Genomic DNA, 24,776 nt, shown 5'->3' with positions numbered 1-24,776 from the left:
CGCCCGCTACGGCAGGATCACGCTGCGCGAGAGGTTGCGGGGGTGGTCGGGGTCGTACCCCTTCGACTCGGCCAGGACCACCGCGAGCCGCTGCGCGCGGATCAGGTCGGCCATCGGGTCCGCCGTCCCGTTGGCGACCAGCGTCCCGCCGACCGCCGCCACCTCCCCGGCCAGCCCTTCGGGCAGGGCGCCGAAGACCCAGGCCACCCGGTTCGGACCGGTGATCGCGATCGGGCCGTGGCGGTACTCCATCGCCGGGTACGACTCGGTCCAGGCGCCGGCCGCCTCGCGCATCTTCAGCCCGGCCTCCTGGGCGAGCCCGTAGGTCCAGCCGCGCCCCAGGAACGTCCACTGCTCGGCCGCGACCACCGCCTCGTCCAGCGGCTCGGTCACCGCCAGCTCCGCGTCGACCGCCGCCTCGGCGACCGTCTTCACACCCGCGGGAAGCGGACCGGCCGCCTCCAGGCCCGCCCGCAGGAAGGCGAGCGCGGTCGTCGCGAACCGGGTCTGGACCACGGACTCCTCGTCCGCCCAGTCCAGCACCGCGACCGCGTCGGCGGCCTCCATGACCGGCGTCTTCGGGTCGCCGGTCAGTGCGACGGTCGCGGTCCTTCCGCGCAGCTCGCGCAGGAGCGCCAGCACCTCGCTCGTCGTACCGGAACGGGTGATCGCGACCACCCGGTCGTACGGGCGCCCCACCGGGAACTCCGAGGAGGCGTACGCGTCCGTCTCGCCCTGCCCCGCGGCCTCCCGCAGGGCTGCGTACGCGATGGCCATGAACCACGAGGTGCCGCACCCCGTGACGGCGACGCGCTCGCCGGGCTTCGGCAGCCCCTCGAACTCCGCGCCCGCCTGCGCGGCACGCCGCCAGCAGCTGGGCTGGGTGGCAATCTCGGTTGCGGTACGCGACATGCGGAGCGGCTCCTCGGTCGGGGCGGGGTCGGGGCGACGGGCTCGGCCCGTACGGAAACTGACGCACCGTCGATTGAAGGTCTGGACCAATAAGGCCCGTACGTCCAGACCTACTTAGCAGTCGCCGTGGGCCCCGTGCAATGCTGCTGCGTTGTGGAAGCGATACCTCCGTGGTGTAGACCTCTGTGTCGGTGGCGGGGAAAATCGCAGCTCACCCGGAGTGCCCCGTGCGTATGCGGGAGGCGCGGGCAGTGCAATCGACGAGGACGGACTGAGCTGTGCAGCGGCGTTACTTGGGACTGACGGCGGCTGTCGCCGTGCTGGGCATGACGGCGACGCTGTCGGGCTGCGGCTCCGGCGGCGGCTCCGGCGACGTGACGCTGAAGCTGGTCGCGGCCGACTACGGCACGAGCGAGGCGAACAAGTCCGACAAGTACTGGGACGGCATCGCCCGCGGCTTCGAGGCGTCCCACCCCGGCATCAAGGTCGAGGTGACCGTCCTGCCCTGGACCGACGTCGACCGCGAGGTCGCCAAGATGGTCAAGGACGGCAAGGCCCCCGACATCGCGCAGATCGGCGCCTACGCGGACTACGCGAAGGCCGGGAAGCTCTACTCGGCCGACGAGATGCTGAGCATCCCGACCCAGGCCAACTTCCTGCCGAAGCTGATCGGCGCGGGCCAGGTCAACCGCATCCAGTACGGCCTGCCGTTCGTCGCCTCCACACGGCTGCTCTTCTACAACAAGAAGCTGTTCTCGCAGGCCGGCCTGCACGCCCCCAAGACCTGGAGCGACATAGCCTCCGACGCCACCGCGCTCGAACAGCGCGGGGTGTCCTACCCCTTCGCGCTGCCGCTCGGTCCGGAGGAGTCCCAGGCCGAGACGCTGATGTGGATGCTCAGCGGGGGCGGCGGCTACACCGACGAGGTCGGCTCGTACGACATCGCCTCCGAGGCGAACGTCAAGACGTTCGACTGGCTGAAGACGAACCTCGTGGACAAGGGCCTCGTCGGCCCGGTCGCCCCCGGCAAGCTGAACCGCGCGAAGGCGTTCGAGGAGTTCTCGAAGGGGAAGGTCGGCATGCTCAACGGCCACCCCACGCTGATGGAGGAGGCGCAGAAGCAGGGCGTCGAGGTCGGCATGGTCCCGCTGCCCGGCGAGCACGGCCCCACCGAGGGGTCCATGGGCGTCGCCGACTGGATCATGGGCTTCAAGCAGAACGATCACCGGGTCGAGATCGGGAAGTTCTTCGACTACCTGTTCACCGACAAGAACGTGATCGAGTTCGCCGACATGTACGACATGCTGCCGGTCACGGGCAGCGCGTCCGCGGCGATGGAGGACGACGCCAAGTACAAGCCGCTGCACCAGTTCCTGGCGGCCCTGCCGGAGTCGGAGTTCTATCCGTTCGGCAAGACGTCCTGGGCGGCGGCGAGCGAGTCGATCAAGGAGAACATCGGCAAGGCGGTGCAGCCGGGGGCGAATCCGGAGAGCGTGCTGACGCGGATATCGCGGGACGCGGTGCAGGCGGAGGCGGCGGAGTAGTCTCCGCGTTCCATGAGGACGGGACGCGCCATATATTGGCTGATATGACCGCCCACCCCCCGAACGGCCCCGCCGACTCCGCGCCGCTGTCCGACCGGGACCGCGCCGTCCTCGCGGTGGAGCGGCAGTCGTGGGCGGGGGCGGGGGCGAAGGAGCGGGCGATCCGCGAGCGGCTCGGGCTGTCGCCGACACGGTATTACCAGCTGCTGAACGCGTTGCTGGACGACCGGCGGGCGCTGGAGGAGGACCCCGTGACGGTGAATCGCCTCCGGCGCGTACGGGAGGCTCGGCGGGGGAGGCGGTAGGGCGCGCGCGGTTGCGGTACGCCTGCGGCGGGCCCGTTCCCCTACCCGCCCCTCCCCGAACCGGGCCGCCGCCCCGGCCCCCGGCGCCTCAATCGCCGGCGGGGCTTGGTTTCGCGCCGAGGCCCGGTTTCGCGCCGGGCCCCGTTTCGCGCCGAGGCCCGGCTCGGGGCTCCCACCCCTGGACCTGCGGCTTGATCGCCGGTGGGGCTGGGTAGCGCGTCGGCCACATCAAGCCCCTGCGGCGATTGAGCAGCGGGGGTACGGGGGCAGCGCCCCCGCATCAGGGACGCGCGGCGATACGCTCACCGTATGGGCACCCCGCAGACAATCGCAGGCCGCACTGGACTCGACGCCATCCTCGCCCGGCCGGCCGAGGCCCTCGTCGCGCTCGACTTCGACGGGACGCTGGCGGACATCGTGCCGGACCCGGAACAGGCCCGGGCGCACCCCGGAGCCGTGCGGGCGCTCGCCGCCCTCGCGCCCAAGGTCGCGTCCGTGGCCGTGATCACCGGGCGCCCCGCCGAAGTCGCCGTGCGGTATGCCGGGGTCGCCGGGGTCGAGGGGCTCGACCACCTCGTCGTGCTCGGGCACTACGGGGCCGAGCGCTGGGACGCCGCGACCGGGGCGGTGCGCGCCCCCGCCCCGCACCCCGGCGTCGCGGCCGTGCGCGCCGCACTCCCCGGCGTGCTGGCGGATGCCGGCCTCCGGGACGAGACCTGGACCGAGGACAAGGGCCGCGCCCTCGCCGTGCACACCCGGCGCGCCGCCGACCCGCAGGCGGCGTTCGACGCGCTGCGCGGGCCCCTGGGCGCGCTGGCCGCGCTGCACGGACTGATGGTGGAACCGGGGCGGCTGGTCCTGGAACTGCGCCCCCCGGGCATGGACAAGGGCGTCGCGCTCACCGAGTACGTGCGCGAGATCGGCGCCAGGTCCGTGCTGTACGCGGGCGACGACCTGGGCGACCTCGCCGCGTACGCCGCCGTGGAGAAGCTGCGCACGGACCCGGCGGTCCCCGTCCCCGGCCTGCTCATCTGCAGCGGGAGCGCCGAGGTGCCGGAGCTGGCCGAGCGCGCCGACCTCGCCCTGCCGGGGCCGGGTGCGGTCGTGGAGTACCTGCGGGAGCTCGCCGACCGGATCGGCGGGGGAAAGCCGTAGTCGCGCCGAAGCGCCTCCGCGAGCGCGTCGGCCGGATCGGCGGGGGATCGTCCTAGTCGCGCCGCAGCGCCTCCAGCTGGTCCAGGAACCACTGCTGCGGCGGCAGCGCGGTCGCCGCCTCGGCCAGCCGTTCCGTGCGGGCGGCCCGCACGTCGTCCGGGAGCGTCAGCGCCTCGTGCAGCGCGTCCGCCGTGGCGGAGACGTCGTACGGGTTGACCGTGAACGCGTTCTCGCCCAGCTCCTCGTACGCGCCGGCCTCCCGGGACAGGACCAGCGCGCAGCCCTCGTCGGAGACGACGGGGACCTCCTTGGCGACGAGGTTCATGCCGTCGCGGATCGGGTTGACGAGGGCGACGTCGGCCAGCCGGTACGCGGCGAGCGAGCGGGCGAAGTCGTCCTTGACGTGCAGGACGACCGGGGTCCAGCCGGCCGTGCCGTACGTCTTGTTGATCGCGTCGGCGACCTGCTGGACCTCCGCGGTGTACTCCCGGTAGACCGCGAGGTCCTGGCGCGAGGGGTAGGCGAAGGCGACGTGCACGACGCGTTCGCGCCACTCGGGGCGTTCCTCCAGCAGGGTGCGGTAGGCGTGGAGGCCCCGGACGATGTTCTTGGACAGCTCCGTGCGGTCGACCCGGACGACGGTCTTCCGGTCGGGTCCGATCTGCTCGCGCAGGGCCGCCATGCGCTCGTCCACGTCCGCCTCGTGCGCCCGGCTCCGCAGGAATCCGGCGTCGGCGCCGAGGCCGTGCACGCCGACGCGGGTGCGGCCGGTGCCGCCCAGGATCTCCGTACAGCAGCCGATGAAGGCGTCCGCCCAGCGGCGGGTCAGGAAGGCGGCGCGGTCGGCGCCGAGGATGCCGTGCAGCAGCTGTTCGGCGATGTCGTCGGGGAGCAGCCGGAAGTAGTCGACGGGTGCCCACGGGGTGTGTGAGAAGTGGCCGATCCGCAGGTCGGGGCGGAGCTCGCGGAGCATGCCGGGGACCAGCGAGAGGTGGTAGTCCTGCACGAGGACCGCCGCGCCCTCGCCCGCCTCCTCGGCCAGCGCCTCGGCGAAGGCGCGGTTGTACGTCTCGAAGGAGGCCCACTGCCTGCGGAACTCCGCGTCGAAGACGGGCTCGACGGGCGTCTGGTACAGCATGTGGTGGACGAACCACAGCACGGAGTTGGCGATGCCGTTGTACGCGTCGGCGTGCACCCCGGCGTCGATGTCGAGCATCCGGACGCCCGGCTCGCCGACCCCTCGGCGCACCGCCTCGCGGTCGCCGTCGCCGAGGGCGGCGCAGACCCACATCTTGTCGTCGACGGCGCTGAGGCCGGAGACGAGTCCGCCTCCGCCCCGTTTCGCTTCGAGGGTGCCGTCGTCGCCCAGGGCGTACGAGACGGGGCCGCGGTTGGACGCGACGAGGACCTGGGCAGCGGGCTGGGGGGCGTGCTCGGAGACCATGGCCGGAATCTAGCCCGAACCCGATCCGCCCAAACGTACGAAGTCGGACGGAGTGGGATCGCGATCAGGCCGCACGGCGTGCCAGGTACTCCTCGATCTCGCACATGGGCGGCCTCTCCCGCGTGTCCACCGGGTAGGTGTGCGGGACGAATCCGTCCGGTCCCCGTTCGAACTGGGTCAGCGAGGGGCGCACCAGATGGCCCCGGGAGAGCCGCACCTGCGCGGTGCGGTAGATCGCGGCGGCCATCCGGCCGAGCGCCTGGCCGTCCTGGTGGCGGTGGACGCGGACGCCGACGTCCACCTGGGCCAGGGCGTCGAGGCCCACGGTGTGCAGCGCGTCCACGAGCAGCCCGAGCTCGACCCCGTAACCGACCGGGAACGGCAGCCGCTCCAGGAGCGAGCGGCGTACGGCGTACTCGCCGCCCAGCGGCTGGACGAAGCCCGCGAGGAGCGGCCAGTGCAGGTTCAGCAGGGGGCGGGCCACCAGCTCGGTGACGCGGCCGCCCTGGCCGGGCAGCTCGCCGAGCGGCCGGTCGTACATCGCCTTGACGAACTGCACCTCGGGGCGGGCGAGGAGCGGGCCGACGATGCCGGAGACGAAGTCGGCCGAGAAGTCCTTCAGGTCCGCGTCGATGAAGCACAGGATGTCGCCGCTGGTCACCAGGAGCGACCGCCACAGCACCTCGCCCTTGCCGGGGACGGCGGGCAGCCGGGGCAGGATCGCGTCCCGGTGGACGACCCGGGCGCCCGCGCGGCGGGCGACCTCGGCGGTGGCGTCCGTGGAGCCCGAGTCGATCACGACCAGCTCGTCGACCAGCGGAACGCGCTCCATCAGCTCGCGCCGGATCGTCGCGACGATGTCCCCGACGGTCGCGGCCTCGTTGAGGGCCGGTAGAACGACGCTGACGCCCGTACCGTCCGCGGCACCCCGCACGCTCGCCGGCGGGTGGTCGGCGGCCGACCAGGAACGCCTGGTCAGCCAGCGTTCGACCTCTTCGAGCACGGTCGATACTCCCTGTATGTGATCCATCTCGCGGTACGGACGCCTGTCTCACCCGCCCGGTCCTTCGGTTACAGTCTTGAACAACGCGGACGGCCATCGCATGCCGGGGTCGGTCCGCCGACAAACGCGCGGATCCATGGTCCGTCGCCACAGCGCTCATCCAGAGGGACAGAGGGAACGGCCCGTTGAAGTCCCGGCAACCCTCCTGCCGACCGCGAGGTCAGGTGGGGAAGGTGCCAATTCCGTCTCGCGGCGAAACGCGTCGTGAGGAAGATGAGGAGAAAGGGCCTCGCCATCATGGCTGTTGAGACTGTCGCAGCACACACCGGAACTTCCGTGGACCTCGGTCCCGCCGCGGCCCTTTCCTGCCGCGAGTGCGGTGAACGGTTCGCACTCGGTCCCATTTTCGCCTGCGCGTCCTGTTTCGGGCCGCTCGAAGTGGCGTACGACCTGCCGAGCGGTTCCCCCGACGAGCTGAAGAAGCGCATCGAGGCCGGCCCGAACAGCATCTGGCGTTACGCGCCGCTGCTGCCGGTGCCCGCCGACGTGGCCGACAAGCCCAATCTCAACCCCGGCTTCACCAAGCTGGTCAAGGCCGACAACCTCGCCCGTGAGCTGGGTGTGACCGGCGGCCTGTACGTGAAGGACGACTCCGGCAATCCGACGCACTCCTTCAAGGACCGCGTCGTCGCGATCGCCGTCGAGGCCGCCCGCGCCTTCGGCTTCACCACGCTCTCCTGCTCCTCGACCGGCAACCTCGCCGGGGCGGTCGGCGCCGCCGCGTCCCGGGCGGGCCTGCGCTCCTGCGTGTTCATCCCGCACGACCTGGAGCAGGGCAAGGTCGTCATGGCCGCGGTGTACGGCGGTGAGCTGGTCGGCATCGAGGGCAACTACGACGACGTCAACCGCTTCTGCTCCGAGCTCATCGGCGACCCGCTGGGCGAGGGCTGGGGCTTCGTCAACGTGAACCTGCGCCCGTACTACGGCGAGGGTTCCAAGACGCTGGCGTACGAGATCTGCGAGCAGCTCGGCTGGCGGCTGCCCGACCAGATCGTCATCCCGATCGCGTCCGGCTCGCAGCTGACGAAGATCGACAAGGGCCTCCAGGAGCTGATCAAGCTCGGCCTGGTCGAGGACAAGCCGTACAAGATCTTCGGTGCCCAGGCCGAGGGCTGCTCCCCGGTCTCCACCGCCTTCAAGGCCGGTCACGACGTGGTCCGCCCGCAGAAGCCGAACACGATCGCCAAGTCCCTCGCGATCGGCAACCCGGCCGACGGGCCGTACGTCCTGGACATCGCCCGCCGCACCGGCGGCGCCGTCGAGGACGTGAACGACGAGCAGGTCGTGGACGCGATCAAGCTGCTGGCCCGCACCGAGGGCATCTTCGCCGAGACGGCGGGCGGGGTGACGGTCGGCGTGACGAAGAAGCTGATCGAGGCCGGCCTGCTCGACCCGGCGCTCACCACCGTCGTCCTGAACACGGGTGACGGCCTCAAGACGCTGGACGCGGTGGCCGACACCTCGCAGGCGACCGCCACGATCCGCCCGAGCCTGGACGCCTTCCGCGCCGCCGGACTCGCCACCAGCTGACCACCCGAGACTTCAGGAAGGCACCGCCATGAGCGTCAAGGTCCGCATTCCCACCATCCTCCGCACCTACACCGGCGGCCAGGCCGAGGTTCCGGCCGAGGGCGCGACCCTCTCCGAGGTCATCGCCTCGCTGGAGAAGGACCACCCGGGCATCGCCGCCCGCGTGCTGGACGACCAGGGCAAGCTGCGCCGCTTCGTCAACGTGTACGTCAACGACGACGACGTGCGCTTTGAAGGCGGCCTGGACGCGGCGACCCCGGACGGTGCCGGCGTCTCGATCATCCCCGCCGTGGCCGGCGGCTGCTGAGCCGACGACTCCGCTGCGTCACCGTAGTTGCCCCCTCCGCGAGAGAAGCGGAGGGGGCAATTCTGCATGGTTGAGCGGGGTAGAGTGTGGGAAGTCCCCTTCGCTGCCCGTGCCCCTCGCATATGAGAATGCGCCGCGCCACGATCAGAAGCAGCCAATGTGCCCGGCCCACTTGCGCCATAAGTCGTCTTTGCCGGGCCCGACTTGCCCCGCAAGCTCATGAATTCCCCATATTCGGGCGATCGGTGCTGCGCAGAATTGTCGTCCGATTGACCTGTCGCACAGGGCAGTTGGGCAGATACATTCAGCCGCGGTCGACGCGCTTCGGCGCACACACGTTACAGGGGAGTTAGGCATGGCTCAGGGCACCGTCAAGTGGTTCAACGCGGAGAAGGGGTACGGCTTCATCGCGGTCGACGGTGGTGCGGATGTATTCGTCCACTACAGCGCGATCCAGATGGACGGGTACCGCACCCTCGAAGAAGGTCAGCGGGTCGAGTTCGAGATCTCGCAGGGCCAGAAGGGGCCGCAGGCGGACATGGTCAAGCTCGCCGTCGGCTGAAGCCCGGCACGTCGGCCGCGACGCCACGCACGTACGAAGGGTCCGTACCTAGGGGTACGGGCCCCTTCGCGCGTCCGGGGCGTGTCCGGGGGCGGCCCGGAGGCGATCCCTGGGGTGACCCGGTGGTTGTCCACATGCCGAGGCCGACGCTTGCACTCTCGGGGGTCGAGTGCTAATCATTGGGCTTAGCACTCTCCAGGTGAGAGTGACAGAATTTGGACCGGGCCGGTGAGGCCCGCACGCCAGGCGGGGAAGGAACCGCAGGGCACGCAGGCCGTCCGTCGCGGGCGCCACTCGGTCCGGAGCAATCCACCCCTGTCCGGGAGGACCACTTCACATGGCCAAGATCATCGCGTTCGACGAGGAGGCCCGGCGCGGTCTCGAGCGCGGCATGAACCAGCTCGCCGACGCCGTCAAGGTCACCCTTGGCCCCAAGGGTCGCAACGTCGTCCTCGAGAAGAAGTGGGGCGCCCCCACGATCACCAACGATGGTGTGTCCATCGCCAAGGAGATCGAGCTGGAGGACCCGTACGAGAAGATCGGTGCGGAGCTGGTCAAGGAGGTCGCCAAGAAGACGGACGACGTCGCCGGCGACGGTACGACCACCGCCACCGTTCTCGCCCAGGCGCTCGTCCGCGAGGGCCTGCGCAACGTGGCCGCGGGTGCGAACCCGATGGCTCTCAAGCGGGGCATCGAGAAGGCCGTCGAGGCCGTCTCCGCCGCCCTCCTGGAGCAGGCCAAGGACGTGGAGACCAAGGAGCAGATCGCTTCGACCGCCTCCATCTCCGCCGCCGACACCCAGATCGGCGAGCTCATCGCCGAGGCCATGGACAAGGTCGGCAAGGAAGGCGTCATCACCGTCGAGGAGTCCCAGACCTTCGGTCTGGAGCTGGAGCTCACCGAGGGTATGCGCTTCGACAAGGGCTACATCTCGGCGTACTTCGCCACCGACATGGAGCGCATGGAGTCGTCCCTGGACGACCCGTACATCCTGATCGTGAACTCCAAGGTCAGCAACGTGAAGGACCTCCTTCCGCTGCTGGAGAAGGTCATGCAGTCCGGCAAGCCGCTGCTGATCATCGCCGAGGACGTCGAGGGCGAGGCCCTGTCGACCCTGGTCGTCAACAAGATCCGCGGCACCTTCAAGTCCGTCGCCGTCAAGGCCCCGGGCTTCGGCGACCGCCGCAAGGCCATGCTCGGTGACATCGCCATCCTCACGGGCGGCACCGTCATCTCCGAGGAGGTCGGCCTCAAGCTGGAGAACGCCGGTCTCGACCTGCTCGGCCGCGCCCGCAAGGTCGTCATCACCAAGGACGAGACGACGATCGTCGACGGCGCCGGTGACAGCGACCAGGTCCAGGGCCGCGTCAACCAGATCCGTGCCGAGATCGAGAACTCCGACTCGGACTACGACCGCGAGAAGCTCCAGGAGCGCCTGGCGAAGCTGGCCGGCGGCGTGGCCGTCATCAAGGCCGGTGCCGCGACCGAGGTCGAGCTGAAGGAGCGCAAGCACCGCATCGAGGACGCGGTGCGCAACGCCAAGGCCGCCGTCGAGGAGGGCATCGTCGCCGGTGGTGGCGTGGCTCTGCTCCAGGCTTCGGCCGTCTTCGAGAAGCTGGAGCTCTCGGGCGACGAGGCGACCGGCGCCAACGCCGTCAAGCTCGCGCTTGAGGCCCCGCTGAAGCAGATCGCCGTCAACGGTGGTCTTGAGGGTGGCGTCGTCGTGGAGAAGGTCCGCAACCTCCCCGTCGGCAACGGCCTGAACGCCGCGACCGGCGAGTACGTCGACATGATCGCCGAGGGCATCCTCGACCCGGCGAAGGTCACGCGCTCCGCCCTGCAGAACGCCGCGTCGATCGCCGCGCTGTTCCTCACCACCGAGGCCGTCATCGCCGACAAGCCGGAGAAGGCCGCCGCGGCCGCTCCGGGCGGCATGCCGGGCGGTGACATGGACTTCTGATCCTGACGGATCGGCAGTTCCAGCAGTACCGAGACACCGGCCCCCGGGGATGCGTCCCCGGGGGCCGGTGTCGTCGTGTGTACGCGTGCCTCGCCGCGTGTACGCGTGACGGTGCACGCGGACTCGGAGGTCACGCTGCCGGTGGGACCGACCGGGCAGGGGTCAGTGGCGCCCGGGGCCCCGGCCGAGGGTCTTCAGGAGGGCCTGTGCCATGACCTCCTCGCCCTTCGCGTTGGGGTGGGCCGGAGCGGCGGGCGCCGCCGGGACCAGGGGCTCGATCCACCGGTCGGCGGGTGCCTTGCACATGTCGTGGCCGACCGTCGGCCCGTAGGTGTCCACGTAGTCGGCCCGGTTCAGCAGCGCCACCGCGCGCAGCATCAGGTTGAGGCGCTTCTCGGTGTCCCGCAGGTAGGGGAAGTCCTTCGCGGCGAACGGGACCTGGGGGTAGCAGCCGGTGCCGTCCTCGGGAAGGAGGTCCGGATAGCCGACGACGACCACGCGCGCGTGGGGGGCCTTGCGGTGCACTTCCCGCAGCACGCGGGCGACCTTGGGCGCCGTCTGGAGGATCTTCAGCGTCAGCTGGTCGTGGCCGGCTGCCGTGTAGTGCTGCTTGCAGGGATTGCCGGCGAGGTCCTTGGCGCCGAGGGCGGCACAGGTGCCGATGATGGAGCCGAAGCCGATGTCGTTGCCGCCGATCTGCAGGGTCACGAGATCCGTGTCGCGTTTCACCGCGTCCAGCTGGGGCCCGTTGGTGCCCTGGGCCTGCCACATCTCCGCGGTCGTCGCGCCGCCGCAGCTCACGTCGGTGAACGAGGAGATGTGGCGCTCGCGCGCGGTGATCGACGGGTAGTTGTGGTCGGACCGGGCGCAGTTCGCGTCGACCTGCGTGGGTATCAGCGGGCCGGAGGTGTAGGAGTCGCCCAGCGCCACGTAGGAGGTGCGGGGTGCGCCGTGCGCGCCCCCCGGCGCCGCCGAGGCCGTGCCGGTGAAGCCGGCCGTGAGCGCGCAGCTGCTCAGCGCGGCCAGCGCGACGGCGGTGCGTCGCTTGGATACGGCCCGGCCCGGACGCGTCCGATGCGTCATCATGTCCTCCCCTGGAAGTCCGGCGGTCCGCGGACGGACGGGCGGCGGTGGCCGGGGCGCGCATGAGGTCAGAAGGCGCCCGGTCGCTCGGCGGCTCGTGTCCGGCGGACCCAACCCCGCCTGTATACCGGCCGGTAGACCGTGAGGGCCAGTGATCGGACAGGTCCTAGTCGGCGGCCGGTCCGGGCGGGCCGGCGACCCCTACGCAGGCCTCGTTGCCCTCGGGGTCGGCGAGGACCCGGTTGTGCGGGGCGTCCGCGTCGTTCAGCAGCCGGCCCCCGGCGGCCAGCGCCGCGGCGATCCGGGCCTCGGCCTGGTCGTACGGCACCCATACGTCGACGTGGAGGCGGTTGCGCTGGGGGCGCGGGGTGTCCATCCGCTGGAAGTAGAAGGGGGCGCCGCGCCGGTGCGGGTCGACCAGGTCCTCGGGGCTGCCGGCGCGGTGCTCGTAGCCGAGCAGGGCGCGCCAGAACGCGACCCCGGCGGGGCCGTCGAGCGCGTCGACGGTGACCTGCACGGTCTGTATGCGGGAAGGGTCGGCGGTCAGGCCCAGGGCGCGGGCGGCCTCCGATATCCGCTGGGCCACCTCGATATGGCGGCTGGTCATCCCGAAGTACTCGTCTGTGAGCGTGATCAGCCGTACGGTCACGCCGTCCCGCCGCACGTCGATGTCGGGGTGGTCGTCCCCGAGGCCGGGCAGCTCGCCGATGGCCTGGACGAAGCGCGTACCGGCCGCGAACGATCCGTCGGTGCGGAAGTAGGCGCACGCGCCCTCGCCGACGACGCGCCAGTCATCGAGGCCGGCGGTCTCGTGGAACCGCTGCGGCCTGATGCGTACGGTGGTGCTGCCCCCAGTGCTCATAGGCTCAATCTAGCGCGCGGGTCCGGCAACGGCCCCCGCGCGCAGGGAAATCAGCCGTCCACGCGACCCACGGGAGACCCTCCGGCATGGCCGTCATCCACCGCACCACCCTGGCGCCGACCAAGCTCGAACTGCTCACCGCCTGGCTTCCCACCCGCCCCTGGTACGTGGGCCCCACGCGTCCGTCCCTGGTGAAGTCCGGCGGCTTCCGGCTGGACGACCCGCGGGGTGAGGTGGGCATCGAGTTCATGGTGGTCACCGACACCTCGGGCGCCGAGCCGGTGCCGTATTTCGTGCCGCTCACCTACCGGGGCGCGCCGCTCGCGGGCGCGGAGGACGCGTTGGTCGGCCTGACCACGCACGGTGTGCTGGGCAGGCGCTGGGTGTACGACGGCTGCCACGACCCGGTCCTGGTGGCGCAGCTGTTCGCCTTCCTGGACGGCCGCGCGGTGCCCCAGGCCCAGAGCGTCAGCGACACGCCGGACCCGACGATCACGTGTTCCGGGGCCGGAAGCGCCCCCGGCGTCGCGGCGGCCAGGGCCACGGACAGCCCCTCGGGCACGGACCTGTCGGCGAGGGCCGTGACCCTCCGCGTGAACCGCCTCCTGCGTCCGGCGGACGGCGACGCGCTGCCGGAGGGCGCGGTGGGGCACGTCTCCGGCCCGTGGCGCACGCCGGAGGGCGCGGAGGTGCGGGGGGTGTTCGCGGAGCTGCGTATCTGAGGCGTCGCTCGGGAAGGCCGACGGGTGTGCCGGGCCCGCCGGCGTCCTGCGCGAGGGCCGGGCCGCCTGGGCGACAGCACACCTAGCGTGCTGGTGAGTGCCCGGTGCGGGGCGGGGAAGGCGTCGGGCCGGCGCCTCCGCGGGTGCGTTCGTAGGCCCCGGGGGTCGTTCCCACGTGGCGGGTGAAGTGCCGGTTCAGATGGGACTGGTCGTGGAAGCCCACGGCGGTGGCGACCTCGGCGGGCCGGTGGCCGTCGAGGAGGAGCCGGCGCGCCCGTTCGATGCGCAGGCCGGTGAGGTAGGCGTGGGGCGGCAGCCCGAAGGTCTGTTTGAAGCAGCGGACCAGGTGGGTGGGGTGGGCGCACAGGATGCCGGCGGCCTCCTGCAGGGCGATGCCGGCATCGATCCGTGAGTCCAGGAGTTCCCGAAGCTCGACGGCGAGCCGGTTCGCCTCGCGCCCCGGCGCCCGGGGCCGGAGTGCGCCGAGGTGGAAGTGGAGCCGTTCACGGATGAACGCGAGGCGGGACTCCGCCTCGAACCCGTCCTCGGCATGGACGAGCGTGCCGTGCAGCTGGTCGATCCGGTGCCGCAGCAGCCCGTCGCTGAAGACCGGGACGTCCACGGCGCGGCCCGTCAGACGCTCCGGGAGCACGGTGCTGTCGAGGTAGAGATTGCGCTTGCGGAAGCCGGTCGCCGTGACGGTCCGGCCGTCGTGAGGGACGCCCGGCGGCAGCAGGAGGACGTCGGCGGTTCCGGTCGCGCCGTGGCGGCGGCGCTCCAGCGCGAAGTCGACCGAGCCCTCGTCGAGGATCATCAGGTCCCACGTGTCGTGGGTGTGGGCCGGATACGCGTGGTCGGTGAAGTGTGCGTGGAAGACCTCGGCTATCCCTCGTACCGGCGGCCTCCAGGCGCGGACCGACGTACGGGGGCGGGCTCCGGATTCCATGCCAGGAACGTACAAGACCGGCGATATCGATGCGTGGCATGGTCGTGTCGCCGGCCGGAGGGCCTGAGAGGCCGCTTCCGGTTGTCCGGCCCGAGGAAGGATGCCGTATGCCCGAGTCCGTCGCCCCGGTGAATCTCGCCGACAAGCTGTCGCGGTTCAGCGAGTTGTGGTCGCAGAAGAAGGTGGCCGTGCTGAACGACTACGAGGTCAAGCTGGCCAAGGTGAAGGGGGAGTTCGTCTGGCACACCCACGCGGACACGGATGAGCTGTTCCTGGTCATCAGCGGGCGGCTCACGATCCAGCTCAGGGACGCCGATGTGGTGCTGGAGCCCGGTGAACTGTTCGTCGTGCCCCGTGGAGTCGAACACTGCCCCGTGGCGGACGAGGAGACGGCGATCCTGTTGTTCGAACCGGCGGGCACGCTGAACACCGGTGACGCCGGTGGGCCGATGACCAAGGCGGCCGGGACCCTCGACTGACACCTCCGCGCCGCCAGAGGTCCGTTTCATCCCCTTCGTGGCATTCTGGGGCGGGTCGAGTGGCGCGGAGGTGGCTGTGGGAGGCCGTTGGGAGCGGGTGGTCGGGTCGCCGAGAGGGCTGCCGTTGGCCGTCATGCTCGGGACGGCGGTCGTGGACGCGGTGACCGGGCCCGAGTACAACCTGCTGCCTGTTTACGCCGCCGGTCCCGCGCTCGCCTCCGCGCGCGGGCCCGTGCGCAACGTCGCCGTGATGGGGGGTCTCGCTCTCGCCCTGTGCCTGCTCTTCGCGTGGAAGGGCGACCGCTTCGGCAATCTGCGCATGTGGGTCGCCGTGGCGGCGATCCTTTACGTCACGCTCGCCTCCGCCTACGCGGCCCGGGCGCGCCGGAAGGTCGAGCGGCGCCTGATCGACGTCGGGGACGTGGCCCGCACGCTGGAGGACGTGCTGTTCACCCCGGTCCCCCCGGAGCTCGGGCCGGTCCGGCTGGGCACCTCGTACGTCTCCGCCGGCCGCGCCACCCGGATCGGAGGGGACCTGTACGACGTGGAGCCGTGGTCCGGCGGCGTCCGTCTGGTCGTCGGGGACGTCCAGGGCAAGGGCCTCGAAGCCGTCCGCTACGCCTCGGTCGTCCTCACGGCCTTCCGGGAGGCGGCCCCCGGGGCCGGGCAGCTGGCCGAGGTCGGCCGTCGCATCGAGGCGGCCCTGGAGCGCAGGACGGACGGCCGGCGCTTCGTGACCGGGATTCTCGCGCAGCTCGGGGCGGACGGCGGTCTGCTCGTCTACAACCACGGCCACCCGCCGCCCCTGCTCCTCCCGCGCGAGGGCGAGGCCGTGGCCGTCGCGTCCGACGAGCCCGTCCCGCCGTTCGGGCTGACGGCGCTGACGGGCCCCGCCGATCTCCGGGGCAGCGTCGCCCGCACCACCCTGCGCGTCGGCGACCGGCTGTTCTTCTACACCGACGGGCTGAGCGAGGCCCGCGACGACGAGGGGCGTTTCTACCCGGTCCATGAGCGCGTCACACCGCTGCTGGCGACCGGCGAGCCCGAGGAGGCGCTTCGCCGCGTACGCGCGGACGTCGCCGCGTATTCCGGCGGCCCGCCCGATGACGACTCTGCGCTGCTCCTGCTGGAGTTCCGGGGGCCGCCCGCCTGAGCGGTCAGCGCTTGGGGCGGTCCGATTTCGGGATCAGGCCCGCTCGTACGGCTCGCGCCTGGGCCCTGACCTGTTGGGCGGGGAGGCCCGGGGTCCTGCGGGCGGGCGCGCCCGCGCAGGCCCGGCACTTGCCGCCGGGGAGGGCGTCCGCCGTGCCGGGGGCCCGGCACTCGCTGCATTCCAGGGTGCGCAGGACCGGGACCGGTTCACGGGCCGGGGGCAGCTTCACCTGGAGGCGCTTCGCCACGAAGGCCGCCGGGTGGTGGATGGGGGTCGGGAGGCCGGTGCTGAGGGCCCGGAAGACTTCGTCCTCCGTGGCGCCCCGGCGCAGCCACTCCGACACCTCCGGCTCCAGGGCCACGCATTCGCGGTGCGACAGCGACAGCACGGGGGCCTTGCGGCCGAGCGCCGCCAGCAGGATGAACGCCCTCGAACGCGTTTCCCGCCGGGCTTCCTTGGGTACGTCGCCCCGGCTGAACGCCGCCCACCAGGTGTCGTCGCGCGCGGTGCGGGAAAAGTACGTCCGCGTCACCCACAGCAGGTTCGTCCCGCTCGCCACGCACTCGCTGCCCCGGCGCAGGTGCCCCGCCTCCTGGAGGCGGTTCAGCGACGTCCGGATCGCGCACTGCCCGTACGGAAGCGCCTTGGCCAGCGTCTTCACGGAGATGTCGGCGCCGTCGCGCAGCCCGTCGATGTACGCCGCGATGGCCGCGTCACGCGGGTTGAGGTGAGTGAAGTCCTGACCGGTACGGGGGTGCTGGTCCGGGGCGGAACGTTTGCCGTAACCGGGGTTCGCCATCGGGTGGTCGGGGAAGGGTGCGCTACTAGACTGCTCGTCAGCCATCTGATCGTCTCCGTCAGCCTTCGATCGAGGTGGTCAGGCCCCTGGCGGTGTGCCAACACCGGCGGGGGCCGACTTCAAGGTCTGTTTCCTCGCTGAAGCTAGAGCGTGCCTACCCTCCGTCGCAACTCGGTCGCGAAAAGTGAACCCTTGCGGGTAACGGGGGCGGGTGGGCGGGCAAAGACCCACCCGACCATTCCTCAGAAAGAGCGCTCGGAACCCGCGACTTGAGCCCCGGGAGGGTGCGGGGTCGGCGGTCCTTGCCGGTGACCGGGTTGCCGCAGGTTGCCTCAAGCCCGGTGGTACGGCGTCCCCATCAGGTGCATCGCGCGGGTGTTCGCGGTGAAGCCCAGCGACGCGTACAGCGCTCTTCCCGCGTCGCTGGCCACCAGGTTCATCAGTGTGCAGCCCTGCCCGGTCAGCCATTCGACGAGCGCGTTGGTGACGGCTCGGCCGTAACCACGCCGACGGAACCGCTACTCGGTGACGACGGTCTGGATCTGGCCGAAGACACCGACGTGATCGGGGCCAGGCAGCCCTTGATGGACGACGCCGATCGCGCAGGCCGCGAGACCGCCGTCCGGATCGTCCACCACGAACGCGGCGAGCCGAGGCCCGCCCAGGCGTTCCCGAAGGTGGTCGGCGAGTTGAGCCCGCCACGGTCCGGTGGCGTCGACCCCCACCATTTCGGCGTGGACACGCGCCAAGTCCTCGGCGTCGTCCGGAGAGGCGGGGCGCACATTCACGGAGACACCTCCGACAGACACCCGGCGATTTCGCCGGCCGTCGGCCGGTCGGAGGCACGGGCGGTCAGGACATCGGCGAGGACGCTCTGGAACCGAGGCCACGGCCGTGCGTCCGTGAGCGGGAAACCTGCGGCGATGGCCTGTCGCAGCTTTGAGGGGCTGGTGTCCTTCACGGCGATGCCGACGGCCTCGTAATCCAGCGGCCATCGTCCTGTCGCGCAGGTCCAGAGCGCTCCTGCCAGCGCGTACGCGTCCGCGGCGGGCGAGGGCTTCACCGGCTGCGGGCCGTTGGTGATCCACGCCGCGAGTTCCGGGGCGACCAGGTGCGTGATGCCGCCCTCGTACTCCCGCAACGGCTCGGTTCCCTCGCGCCACGACCACGCGAAGTCGATCAACTCCACACCGGAGGCGGTGTGAATGCCGTGGGCGGGCTGCAGGTCGCCGTGAACCCAGCCGGCGGCGTGGAAGTCGGCGACCGCCCGGCACAGCGCCAACGCGCCGCCGAGAGGGGCCGCGCGGTCGTGGGAGCCGTCCCGTACCGGCCGGAAGACTTCCCAGGTGGACGGCCCGTCCAGCCACGGCGTGACGTGCCAGACACCGGCGCCGCTGCGGCCGGCGACCACGCTGCGGTCCGGTAGGGCGTCGAGCGTCGCCGCTTCCCGCGCGGTGGCCTCAGCGCTCCCGGCGCGGTATCCGAGCTTGATGGCGGCGGCGCCGAGCGGGCCGGCAGCCCTCCAGACCACGGCACCGCGCCGTGCGGTGACCTCCGTCAGCGAGACGGGGCCGCAGATGGCCTCCGCCGCCGCTACCGCTTCCGGGGGACAGGGAGCGAAGCCGCCCATGCCTGTACCGCCTTCCAGTCGCAGGGGATGTGCTCGAACACGTCACGGCCGTCGTCGCAGCCCGCCGCCAGGCTTCGCGCGAGGTCGGGGGTGTCCTGCAAGAACTGCGGATCGCGTGGCCGGACGGACGCTCGTACCGGGAGGAACGAGACCGGTGCGGGCGGGATGCTCCGGCCGAGCCTGTCGTGCTCCTGCACGTTCCGAGCGAACTTGCCGAACATCACCCCCACCGGTCCGTAGAGGTGCTTGAGGGCCCAATGCGGCCAGCCCATCAGCTCACAATGATCGGCGTCCCGAGCGTCGCCGAGGAGGACCAGGTTCTCGCACGCGAGGACGCCGCGACGGTGGCCCATCAGTTGCCTCACACTTTCCGCGGCTTGCACGCCGGCATGGAACAACTCGGCTGCTACGTCGTTTCGGTGAGCCGCGGGACTGATCTCGTACACGGTCCAGCGGGTCATCTCCTGCGCCATGGAAGCTTCTAGGTACGGGCAGTGCGTGAACAGGGACGCGGCATAGTCATGAACATCCACGCACGTCGGGTTCACCGACCTGGACTCGACGAGGCGGAGCGCCCCGGCGGTCGGCCGGGACGCTCCATGAATGGGCGTGGCAAGCAAGGGTCACCGATCCCCGTCGCTGGGAGCCGGGGAGCAGTTCCACTCCGCAACCACGCGGCCGGTTTTCCGGTAGGCGGCGAGGGCAGCGGTGTCGAGGCTGCCGTCGGCGGCGGTGAACCAGATGGCCGGCAGTGGGCCGTACGCCGCCTCGTACGCCCCCACCCAGGCGATGGGGCCGCGCCCCGACGCCTCGGAATGGGTCAGCTCCCGCCCCGCATGCTCGGCGGTGAACGAGCTGTGTGCCTGGGGGTCCTGCGCAAGCCGGTGCCACGCGGCGTCGATCGCCGTGCTGAACATCTCCGGCGCGGACTGTCCCGCGTCGAACCGGCGGGCTGTGATGGTGAAGAACTTGCCCAGTTCCGCCAACTGCGTGGTCATGCACGTGGCAGTACTCATGTGGTCCTCCTCTGGCCGGACTCCGACGATTCATCACCACGTTGCGTGGTGCCCGGAATCGCTTGTGTAGTCAAAGTGGCGCAGGGAGGAGGAACCGACGAAGAAATTTCTAAGTATTTCTCAAGCCCAGTTGTGAGCGGATGCCGTGAGCAACTGCCGCGCCTCCGCGTCGTACAACGCGCTCTGTGCCAGCAAGTCGAACACCTTCCGGTACTGGGCGACCTCCTCGGGCAGCCCCAGCCGGAGCTCGGCACTGACGACCTCGACGATCACCTGTCGGTCGTCGAAGATCCAGAAGCCGTGCACGGGCGAGACGGGGAGCCGGACCCTCAGCGGCACTATGCCGAGCCGCACCGCGGGGAGGGTGCTCGCGGAGACCAGTCGGTCGATCTGCGCGCGCATCACCGGGGCCGGCGCCAGTCCGTACAGCAGGGCCGCTTCCGTCAACAGGAGGTGCCACCGCTTGTGGCCGGGTGAGTACAGCGCTTGCTGCCGGGCGAGTCGGGCGGCGACGGCGGCGCCCGTGTCCGGCGCGCTGCCGTGCAACCGGGCGTGCTCGCGGAAGCGGGCGGCGGCGTAGTCGGCCGTCTGCAAGAGACCGGGAACCCAGCATGGTTCGAACGCGCGGATGGTCCTGGCGGCGGCTTCCGTCTCTGCCCATGACCGCTGGACTGCTGCGTGACCTTCCCGCAGTTGCCGACGCCACTCCGCGTACCGGCTGTCCAGGTCGCGCAGCAGCACCAGCAACTCGGCTGCTGACTCAGGGGCTCCGCAGGCAGCCGTCCAGGCCGTGATGTCGCCTGCGCTCGGGGCCTGGCGGCCGAGCTGGATTTTGGAGACCTTGCTCGGCGGCCAGCCCAGACGCCGCGCCAGCGTGCGGCCGTCGATACCGGCGGCCGCACGGACGGCGCGCAGGAGTCCGCCCAGTTCCTCTCGGGCTTCGTGGACGCCCTTTCGTGCGGTGCTCAACGCGGCGGATGCTCCTTGACGAATTCCGAGAAGGGCTGGGCGTGGTGGAAGGCGGCGTCCAGCCAGCGTGCGTGCTCGACGACGACGGCGGGGTCGGTGATGATCTCCGCCCCGAGCAGATGGCCTTCGTCGGTGAAGTGCAGGACCGCAAGGGTGTGTGAGTCGAACAGCCAGAAGTCCCGATCGGGCAGCACGAACCGGTTGGCGGTCTCTCTGTCCAGATATCGGATGTCCTCGCCCGCAGCCGTGTTGCTTTCCGCGAGGTGGAGTTCGTACCGCAGGTAATCCGTCAGATCCGAAGGCACGACACGGACCCGGGCCACGGTCTTCCCGGCAGCGGTCTGCTCGCGCATGGTGTCGAGCCACGGCGAGAACCAGGCGAGATCGACTTCTTCGCCGTTGAGGAACTGCGCGAAGGACTCACGCTCGTTCTCGATGTCGTAGTACGCGCGAGTCTCCAGCCGGCGGGCCGTGTGCTCGAACGTGGTGAACAGCTCGTCGAACGCGGGACCGCTGACGAGCTCGGGGGCGTCGGCCGAGCGCCTCGGAACAAACCGTTGCAACAGCTCTCGGGGCACTTCGAGAACGTCCTCGTCGCCGGCCAGGTCCCGTACGTCGCCGTACGCCTGGTCACTCGGGTTGATCTTCCAGCCTTGGACAACCACGGTACCCCGGTCGGTCTCGTAGACCGAGGGGCATCCGCCGCCGCCACTGGTGCTGCCGATGAACCGTAATCTCATGGCGTTCTCCTCACGGAAGAAATTTCTTGCAGTTTCTCTCCTGGCTCCAGGGTCTGGGTAGCCCGATTCTCGTCACATGCTCACGGCCAGCCCTTGGCACACGCGCACAGGGGTGTCGCCCGGGCGCCACTGCGGGGGGCTGCTCGCCGGCTGTGTCGCGAGCACGATCTACCTCGGTGAGGCCGGCGTTGTGGCGGTCGCCTTCGACGGCGGCTACGGACCGGTTCTGCTCTCGCTCCTTCTCACGCCGGTGATCGGTGAGGTGGCGGCGGCTCACAGCGGAGACGTACTGGGTCGCACGCGCCATTAACCGTGGTTGGCGAGGTAGGTGCGACTTGAGGGGCCGCCGGTACCACCGCGCGGCGGTGGTACCGGCTTCCGGTCGTCGCCCTTCGCGTCAGGCGTGCTTCAGGTCGGTGACGAACTGCTGCCAGGCGGCCGTCGCGAAGACGACCGCCGGGCCGTCGGTCACCTTGGAGTCGCGGACGGGGACGACGTCCGGGACGCCGTCGAGGACTTCGAGGCAGTCGCCGCCGCTCGGTCCGCTGTACGTGGACTTGCGCCAGGTGGCGACCTCTACGCAGTTGCCACCGCTTGCGTCGCTGTACGTGGACTTGTGCCAGATGGCCGTGGACAGGTCGTAGTCAGTGCCTCTGTGCTTCATGCTCGTAATCCTCCGCCACCGACTCGATCAACGCCAGGGACGCTGCCGGTGAGAGCGCGCTGGCCACGACCAGAACGTAGGTCAGTTCGTACTGCCGGACCGTCGCTGGATCGTCCTGCAACTGCCCGGTCCAGGGCTTATGAGCTCCGGGGGCGCTTACGGCGGCGTGGTACCCCGCGACCGGGCTCGGACCTTTCTGCGTGTGCGCCCCTGCCGCGCTCTTTCCCGCCCCTGGATGCCGACAGTATGTCGGTATCTACTCTCTGCATGACCGTTCTCATTCAGCGCTAAGCGCAGACATCCGATGGCATCAACCCAGCGCGCGCCCGCCGCGCCGTCCGTGACCTCTACACCGGCCCTTCCCTGACGGCCGCCGACCTGAGCGCGCCGCTCCTCGTCCTCCCCAGCAGTACGCCCGACGGCCGACTCCCCGGAGCCGTCTCCCTCGACAGCGTCAAGGCCACGCTCGCCCGCTGGGCCGAGCTCGGCATCCAGGGCATCAAGGTCTTCGCGTACGGACACGATCGCGACGGTCGCGCCTCCGGCGCTACGGCCCCCGGCAACCGCATGGTCCGCGCCATCGCCGCCGCCAAGGCGGCCACCCCAGACACCGCTGTTACCACCGAGGTCTGCGGCTGCTCCTGGACCGATCACGGCCAATGCATCCTGCGCACCGAGGACGGCGGCATCGACCTCGGGGCCACCTATCGGCTCATGGCCGACATGGCCGTCCAGCACGCCGACGCGGGTGCCGATGTCGTGTCGCCGACGGCCATGCTCGACGGCTCGGTCCGCGCCGTTCGGCAGGCGCTTGACGACGCGGGGCACCGCGACGTCGGCGTGAACCCCAACCTGGCCATCCATACGGGCCTGTACGGTCCGTTCAAGACGCTCATGGAGACCGACCCGCGCGCCGGTCACCGCCGGGGCCTCCAGCTCGAACCCGGCCGCGCCGAGCGGGACACGATCGTCCAGGCTCGCCGCTGGATCACCGAAGGCGCGGACTCCCTCACTCTTCAGCCCGTCATGACGGCTGTGGACGTCCTCGTACGGCTCCGCGACGACCAGAGGGTCCCGCTCGTCGCGTACTCCACGTCAGGGGAGTGGGCGGCGCTCCAGACCCTTGGCGAGACCGGCATGGTCGAATACCTCTTCATGCTCAAGCGGGCGGGCGCCGACCAGCTCCTCACCTTCGCAGCGGAGAGCGCCGCCCGTCACCTGGGGGCTGCTCGTGCATGACGTCCCGTACCAACGCCCGCCGCAGCTCGCCGGCATCCTCGCCGACGCCGACGGTGCCGGCTTCGCGATGTCCTGCGAAGACCGGACCGGCTCTCTGCTGGCCACGCTCGCCGCGTCCAAGCCGGGCGGCCTGTTCATCGAGCTGGGCACCGGCGTCGGCGCCGGTGCCGCCTGGCTCGCTGGGGGCATGGACGCCACCGCTCGTCTTATCACCGTCGAACAGGACCCGGACGTGCAGGCCATCGCGAGCAAACACCTGGGCGATGACCCCCGCATCGACTTCGTCACTGCGGACGTGGACACCTGGCTGAGCGAACAGGAGCCCGGGGAGCGGTTCGACTTTGCCTACGTCGATTGCAGGCCCGGAAAGTACCTGCGCCTACCCGACCTCCTCGCTCTCCTTCGTCCGGGCGGACTGTATGTCGTGGACGACATGCTTCCGCAGGTCACATGGCCCGATGACCACCAGTCTCGCGTCGACGACTTCCTCGAACGGATGCCCGAAGTGTCCAACTGGCTCGCCACACCCATGAACTGGGCCTCCGGACTGGTAGTGGCCGCGCGAATCTGAGGGTCTATCGTGCCCTCATGCCGGTTGACCTGATTCGTATCGTTTCTCGTGACTCCCCGATGGCGCTTGCGCAGGTGGAGCGTGTTCGTGCCGAGTTGGCCGTGCTTCACCCCGGGATCGGGACCGCTGTTCTGCCGGTGAAGACGACCGGTGACAAGTGGATGGGTGACCTCAGCGAGGTCGAGGGGAAGGGAGCGTTCACCAAGGAGGTGGACGCGGCCCTTCTCGCCGGTGAGGCCGATCTTGCCGTGCACTGCGTCAAGGATGTCCCGGCGGACAGACCCCTCCCGGCCGGCACGACCTTCGCGGCCTTCCTCAAACGGGACGACATCCGGGACGCGCTCATCCATCCCGGCGGCCTCACCCTCGACCAGCTCCCGGCCGGTACCAGGATCGGGACCTCCTCGGTGCGCCGCGTCGCGCAGCTGTCCGCCTCGCACCCGCACCTCGAATGCGTACCGATGCGCGGCAACGCGAACAGCCGGCTGGCGAAGCTCGATGCCGGGGAGGCCGACGCGCTGCTCCTGGCCCTCGCCGGCCTGGAACGGATCGGCCGTACCGATGTCGTCACCGAAGTCTTCTCGGCCGAGACGATGATGCCGCCCATCGGTGCCGGGGTCCTCGCGCTTCAGTGCCGCGAAGGTGACGCCGAGCTCATCGACATCGTCAGCCCGCTCGGTGATCGCGACGCCTACCGGGAGACGCAGGCCGAGCGGATGCTTCTGCATGTCCTGCAGGGGCACTGCAACAGCCCGATCGCCGGATTCGCCAGGGTCGAGGGCAACGGCGAACTGTCGCTCCGCGCCTGTGTGTTCTCCGCGGATGGCAAGACGGTCCTCAACGCCCACGAGTGGGCGGGCCGCCTCGACCCGGCCACCCTCGGTACGTCCGTCGCCGTCGCCCTCCTCCGGCAGGGCGCGCGCGAGGTGATCGACAGCATCGCGCATTGACCGGGACGGGGCGGAAGCCGGTCGCACCGCGCGGCGGGGGGACCGGCTTCCGGTTCACGTTGTGTCAGGCGCGCTTGAGGTCGGTGACGAACTGCTGCCAGGCGGCCGTCGCGAAGACGACCGCCGGGCCGTCGGTCACCTTGGAGTCGCGGACGGGGACGACGTCCGGGA

Annotated in this window: 28 protein-coding genes, 2 pseudogenes and 1 riboswitch; of the genes and pseudogenes, 13 read left to right on the top strand and 17 right to left on the bottom strand. The window is 70.7% G+C overall.

Annotated elements, in window-relative coordinates:
- Positions 1-6 precede the first annotated feature (6 nt).
- Positions 7-912, bottom strand: a complete 906-nt coding sequence (locus FKN01_RS15990) for an SIS domain-containing protein (protein ID WP_143620905.1) — start codon at positions 910-912, stop codon at positions 7-9.
- A 326-nt stretch (positions 913-1,238) separates the two neighbouring features.
- On the opposite strand from FKN01_RS15990, the gene FKN01_RS15985 reads away from it, so the two are divergent.
- From FKN01_RS15985 to otsB, 3 genes are all read left to right on the top strand, one after another.
- On the top strand, positions 1,239-2,456 hold the full coding sequence (locus tag FKN01_RS15985) for an extracellular solute-binding protein (RefSeq protein ID WP_185992865.1): 1,218 nt from the start codon (positions 1,239-1,241) through the stop codon (positions 2,454-2,456).
- A 44-nt stretch (positions 2,457-2,500) separates the two neighbouring features.
- Positions 2,501-2,761, top strand: coding sequence for a DUF3263 domain-containing protein (locus tag FKN01_RS15980; RefSeq protein WP_143620903.1), 261 nt, complete (start codon positions 2,501-2,503; stop codon positions 2,759-2,761).
- Positions 2,762-3,070: 309 nt separating this feature from the next.
- On the top strand, positions 3,071-3,916 hold the full coding sequence (otsB, locus tag FKN01_RS15975) for a trehalose-phosphatase (RefSeq protein ID WP_143620901.1): 846 nt from the start codon (positions 3,071-3,073) through the stop codon (positions 3,914-3,916).
- Between the two features lie 52 nt (positions 3,917-3,968).
- On the opposite strand, the gene FKN01_RS15970 is transcribed toward otsB, so the two are convergent.
- The gene (locus FKN01_RS15970) at positions 3,969-5,360 is read right to left on the bottom strand and encodes a trehalose-6-phosphate synthase (RefSeq protein WP_143620899.1); all 1,392 of its coding nucleotides are present in this window, start codon (positions 5,358-5,360) and stop codon (positions 3,969-3,971) included.
- A gap of 64 nt (positions 5,361-5,424) precedes the next feature.
- On the bottom strand, positions 5,425-6,363 hold the full coding sequence (locus FKN01_RS15965) for a glucosyl-3-phosphoglycerate synthase (protein WP_143620897.1): 939 nt from the start codon (positions 6,361-6,363) through the stop codon (positions 5,425-5,427).
- 153 nt (positions 6,364-6,516) lie between these two features.
- Positions 6,517-6,643: riboswitch (SAM riboswitch) on the top strand.
- A 17-nt stretch (positions 6,644-6,660) separates the two neighbouring features.
- Between FKN01_RS15965 and thrC the strand changes: the two genes are divergently transcribed.
- The 4 genes from thrC to groL all read left to right on the top strand — a co-directional run bounded on the left by thrC (position 6,661) and on the right by groL (position 10,782).
- Entirely contained in the window at positions 6,661-7,953 is a 1,293-nt protein-coding gene (gene thrC, locus FKN01_RS15960; RefSeq protein WP_143620895.1) for a threonine synthase, read from the top strand.
- A 28-nt stretch (positions 7,954-7,981) separates the two neighbouring features.
- Entirely contained in the window at positions 7,982-8,260 is a 279-nt protein-coding gene (locus FKN01_RS15955) for a MoaD/ThiS family protein (RefSeq protein ID WP_018101573.1), read from the top strand.
- Between the two features lie 355 nt (positions 8,261-8,615).
- Positions 8,616-8,822 carry a cold-shock protein gene (locus FKN01_RS15950; protein WP_003967346.1) on the top strand — a complete coding sequence of 69 codons (207 nt, stop codon included), beginning with the start codon at positions 8,616-8,618 and terminating at the stop codon, positions 8,820-8,822.
- 337 nt (positions 8,823-9,159) lie between these two features.
- The gene (gene groL / locus FKN01_RS15945; RefSeq protein ID WP_018101572.1) at positions 9,160-10,782 is read left to right on the top strand and encodes a chaperonin GroEL; all 1,623 of its coding nucleotides are present in this window, start codon (positions 9,160-9,162) and stop codon (positions 10,780-10,782) included.
- A gap of 162 nt (positions 10,783-10,944) precedes the next feature.
- Here the strand turns inward: groL and FKN01_RS15940 are convergent, their stop codons facing one another.
- Positions 10,945-11,865 (bottom strand): SGNH/GDSL hydrolase family protein, encoded by a 921-nt coding sequence (locus FKN01_RS15940; RefSeq protein ID WP_143620893.1) that lies wholly within the window; start codon positions 11,863-11,865, stop codon positions 10,945-10,947.
- Positions 11,866-12,031: 166 nt separating this feature from the next.
- Positions 12,032-12,727, bottom strand: a complete 696-nt coding sequence (locus tag FKN01_RS15935; protein WP_143620891.1) for a VOC family protein — start codon at positions 12,725-12,727, stop codon at positions 12,032-12,034.
- Positions 12,728-12,813: 86 nt separating this feature from the next.
- Here FKN01_RS15935 and FKN01_RS15930 point away from each other — a divergent pair, with 86 nt between their 5' ends.
- The gene (locus FKN01_RS15930; RefSeq protein ID WP_143620889.1) at positions 12,814-13,449 is read left to right on the top strand and encodes a maltokinase N-terminal cap-like domain-containing protein; all 636 of its coding nucleotides are present in this window, start codon (positions 12,814-12,816) and stop codon (positions 13,447-13,449) included.
- 82 nt (positions 13,450-13,531) lie between these two features.
- Here the strand turns inward: FKN01_RS15930 and FKN01_RS15925 are convergent, their stop codons facing one another.
- Complete coding sequence (locus tag FKN01_RS15925) at positions 13,532-14,395, bottom strand: AraC family transcriptional regulator (RefSeq protein ID WP_143620887.1); 864 nt, start codon at positions 14,393-14,395, stop codon at positions 13,532-13,534.
- A 107-nt stretch (positions 14,396-14,502) separates the two neighbouring features.
- On the opposite strand from FKN01_RS15925, the gene FKN01_RS15920 reads away from it, so the two are divergent.
- Positions 14,503-14,874 carry a cupin domain-containing protein gene (locus tag FKN01_RS15920; protein ID WP_143620885.1) on the top strand — a complete coding sequence of 124 codons (372 nt, stop codon included), beginning with the start codon at positions 14,503-14,505 and terminating at the stop codon, positions 14,872-14,874.
- A 133-nt stretch (positions 14,875-15,007) separates the two neighbouring features.
- A complete protein-coding gene (locus FKN01_RS15915) occupies positions 15,008-16,027 on the top strand; it encodes a PP2C family protein-serine/threonine phosphatase (protein ID WP_143620883.1) in 1,020 nt (339 codons plus the stop codon).
- 4 nt (positions 16,028-16,031) lie between these two features.
- On the opposite strand, the gene FKN01_RS15910 is transcribed toward FKN01_RS15915, so the two are convergent.
- The 10 genes and pseudogenes from FKN01_RS15910 to FKN01_RS33195 all read right to left on the bottom strand — a co-directional run.
- Positions 16,032-16,871 carry a hypothetical protein gene (locus tag FKN01_RS15910; protein WP_143620881.1) on the bottom strand — a complete coding sequence of 280 codons (840 nt, stop codon included), beginning with the start codon at positions 16,869-16,871 and terminating at the stop codon, positions 16,032-16,034.
- 287 nt (positions 16,872-17,158) lie between these two features.
- Positions 17,159-17,329: pseudogene (locus FKN01_RS32555) on the bottom strand (hypothetical protein); the annotation flags it as partial.
- 15 nt (positions 17,330-17,344) lie between these two features.
- Positions 17,345-17,614, bottom strand: coding sequence for a hypothetical protein (locus FKN01_RS15900; RefSeq protein WP_143620877.1), 270 nt, complete (start codon positions 17,612-17,614; stop codon positions 17,345-17,347).
- On the bottom strand, positions 17,611-18,456 hold the full coding sequence (locus FKN01_RS15895; protein ID WP_143620875.1) for a hypothetical protein: 846 nt from the start codon (positions 18,454-18,456) through the stop codon (positions 17,611-17,613). The genes FKN01_RS15900 and FKN01_RS15895 overlap by 4 nt, the downstream gene beginning before the upstream one ends.
- Entirely contained in the window at positions 18,420-18,989 is a 570-nt protein-coding gene (locus tag FKN01_RS15890) for a DUF6875 domain-containing protein (protein WP_398932516.1), read from the bottom strand. The genes FKN01_RS15895 and FKN01_RS15890 overlap by 37 nt, the downstream gene beginning before the upstream one ends.
- A 90-nt stretch (positions 18,990-19,079) precedes the next feature.
- Positions 19,080-19,472 (bottom strand): hypothetical protein, encoded by a 393-nt coding sequence (locus FKN01_RS15885; protein ID WP_260696906.1) that lies wholly within the window; start codon positions 19,470-19,472, stop codon positions 19,080-19,082.
- A gap of 120 nt (positions 19,473-19,592) precedes the next feature.
- Positions 19,593-20,441, bottom strand: a complete 849-nt coding sequence (locus tag FKN01_RS15880) for a helix-turn-helix transcriptional regulator (RefSeq protein WP_185992857.1) — start codon at positions 20,439-20,441, stop codon at positions 19,593-19,595.
- Entirely contained in the window at positions 20,438-21,181 is a 744-nt protein-coding gene (locus tag FKN01_RS32550; RefSeq protein WP_185992856.1) for a DUF6879 family protein, read from the bottom strand. The genes FKN01_RS15880 and FKN01_RS32550 overlap by 4 nt, the downstream gene beginning before the upstream one ends.
- Positions 21,182-21,578: 397 nt before the next feature.
- Positions 21,579-21,845 (bottom strand): DUF397 domain-containing protein, encoded by a 267-nt coding sequence (locus tag FKN01_RS15875; RefSeq protein WP_143620871.1) that lies wholly within the window; start codon positions 21,843-21,845, stop codon positions 21,579-21,581.
- Positions 21,826-21,972 (bottom strand): annotated as a pseudogene (locus tag FKN01_RS33195) (transcriptional regulator); the annotation flags it as partial. The gene FKN01_RS15875 and the pseudogene FKN01_RS33195, both read right to left, overlap by 20 nt.
- Before the next feature lie 182 nt (positions 21,973-22,154).
- Between FKN01_RS33195 and FKN01_RS15865 the strand changes: the two are divergent.
- Genes FKN01_RS15865 through hemC form a run of 3 tightly spaced genes read left to right on the top strand, consistent with a single transcriptional unit; the run spans position 22,155 to position 24,605 of the window.
- Complete coding sequence (locus FKN01_RS15865) at positions 22,155-23,084, top strand: hypothetical protein (RefSeq protein ID WP_143620869.1); 930 nt, start codon at positions 22,155-22,157, stop codon at positions 23,082-23,084.
- The gene (locus FKN01_RS15860) at positions 23,077-23,655 is read left to right on the top strand and encodes an O-methyltransferase (RefSeq protein ID WP_143620867.1); all 579 of its coding nucleotides are present in this window, start codon (positions 23,077-23,079) and stop codon (positions 23,653-23,655) included. Before FKN01_RS15865 ends, FKN01_RS15860 begins: the two co-directional genes overlap by 8 nt.
- Before the next feature lie 17 nt (positions 23,656-23,672).
- The gene (hemC, locus tag FKN01_RS15855; protein ID WP_143620865.1) at positions 23,673-24,605 is read left to right on the top strand and encodes a hydroxymethylbilane synthase; all 933 of its coding nucleotides are present in this window, start codon (positions 23,673-23,675) and stop codon (positions 24,603-24,605) included.
- Between the two features lie 64 nt (positions 24,606-24,669).
- Here hemC and FKN01_RS15850 read toward each other — a convergent pair.
- On the bottom strand, positions 24,670-24,776 hold a 107-nt coding region (locus tag FKN01_RS15850; protein ID WP_143620863.1), incomplete at its 5' end, for a DUF397 domain-containing protein.

This window comes from Streptomyces sp. 130, assembly GCF_007096885.1.
Lineage (GTDB): Bacteria > Actinomycetota > Actinomycetes > Streptomycetales > Streptomycetaceae > Streptomyces.
Note: the sequence above shows the minus strand (reverse complement) of the source record. Positions and strands in the feature narration are given on the sequence as shown.

Coding starts and splice junctions, on each gene's coding strand:
- FKN01_RS15935 (WP_143620891.1), bottom strand. CDS start 12,727: ATGAGCACTGGGGGCAGCACCACCGTACGCATCAGGCCGCAGCGGTTC.
- FKN01_RS15930 (WP_143620889.1), top strand. CDS start 12,814: ATGGCCGTCATCCACCGCACCACCCTGGCGCCGACCAAGCTCGAACTG.
- FKN01_RS15925 (WP_143620887.1), bottom strand. CDS start 14,395: ATGGAATCCGGAGCCCGCCCCCGTACGTCGGTCCGCGCCTGGAGGCCG.
- groL (WP_018101572.1), top strand. CDS start 9,160: ATGGCCAAGATCATCGCGTTCGACGAGGAGGCCCGGCGCGGTCTCGAG.
- FKN01_RS15875 (WP_143620871.1), bottom strand. CDS start 21,845: ATGAAGCACAGAGGCACTGACTACGACCTGTCCACGGCCATCTGGCAC.
- FKN01_RS15915 (WP_143620883.1), top strand. CDS start 15,008: ATGCTCGGGACGGCGGTCGTGGACGCGGTGACCGGGCCCGAGTACAAC.
- FKN01_RS32550 (WP_185992856.1), bottom strand. CDS start 21,181: ATGAGATTACGGTTCATCGGCAGCACCAGTGGCGGCGGCGGATGCCCC.
- otsB (WP_143620901.1), top strand. CDS start 3,071: ATGGGCACCCCGCAGACAATCGCAGGCCGCACTGGACTCGACGCCATC.
- FKN01_RS15910 (WP_143620881.1), bottom strand. CDS start 16,871: ATGGCTGACGAGCAGTCTAGTAGCGCACCCTTCCCCGACCACCCGATG.
- FKN01_RS15885 (WP_260696906.1), bottom strand. CDS start 19,472: ATGAGTACTGCCACGTGCATGACCACGCAGTTGGCGGAACTGGGCAAG.
- FKN01_RS15940 (WP_143620893.1), bottom strand. CDS start 11,865: ATGACGCATCGGACGCGTCCGGGCCGGGCCGTATCCAAGCGACGCACC.
- FKN01_RS15950 (WP_003967346.1), top strand. CDS start 8,616: ATGGCTCAGGGCACCGTCAAGTGGTTCAACGCGGAGAAGGGGTACGGC.
- thrC (WP_143620895.1), top strand. CDS start 6,661: ATGGCTGTTGAGACTGTCGCAGCACACACCGGAACTTCCGTGGACCTC.
- FKN01_RS15980 (WP_143620903.1), top strand. CDS start 2,501: ATGACCGCCCACCCCCCGAACGGCCCCGCCGACTCCGCGCCGCTGTCC.
- hemC (WP_143620865.1), top strand. CDS start 23,673: ATGCCGGTTGACCTGATTCGTATCGTTTCTCGTGACTCCCCGATGGCG.
- FKN01_RS15920 (WP_143620885.1), top strand. CDS start 14,503: ATGCCCGAGTCCGTCGCCCCGGTGAATCTCGCCGACAAGCTGTCGCGG.
- FKN01_RS15970 (WP_143620899.1), bottom strand. CDS start 5,360: ATGGTCTCCGAGCACGCCCCCCAGCCCGCTGCCCAGGTCCTCGTCGCG.
- FKN01_RS15985 (WP_185992865.1), top strand. CDS start 1,239: ATGACGGCGACGCTGTCGGGCTGCGGCTCCGGCGGCGGCTCCGGCGAC.
- FKN01_RS15895 (WP_143620875.1), bottom strand. CDS start 18,456: ATGGGCGGCTTCGCTCCCTGTCCCCCGGAAGCGGTAGCGGCGGCGGAG.
- FKN01_RS15990 (WP_143620905.1), bottom strand. CDS start 912: ATGTCGCGTACCGCAACCGAGATTGCCACCCAGCCCAGCTGCTGGCGG.
- FKN01_RS15955 (WP_018101573.1), top strand. CDS start 7,982: ATGAGCGTCAAGGTCCGCATTCCCACCATCCTCCGCACCTACACCGGC.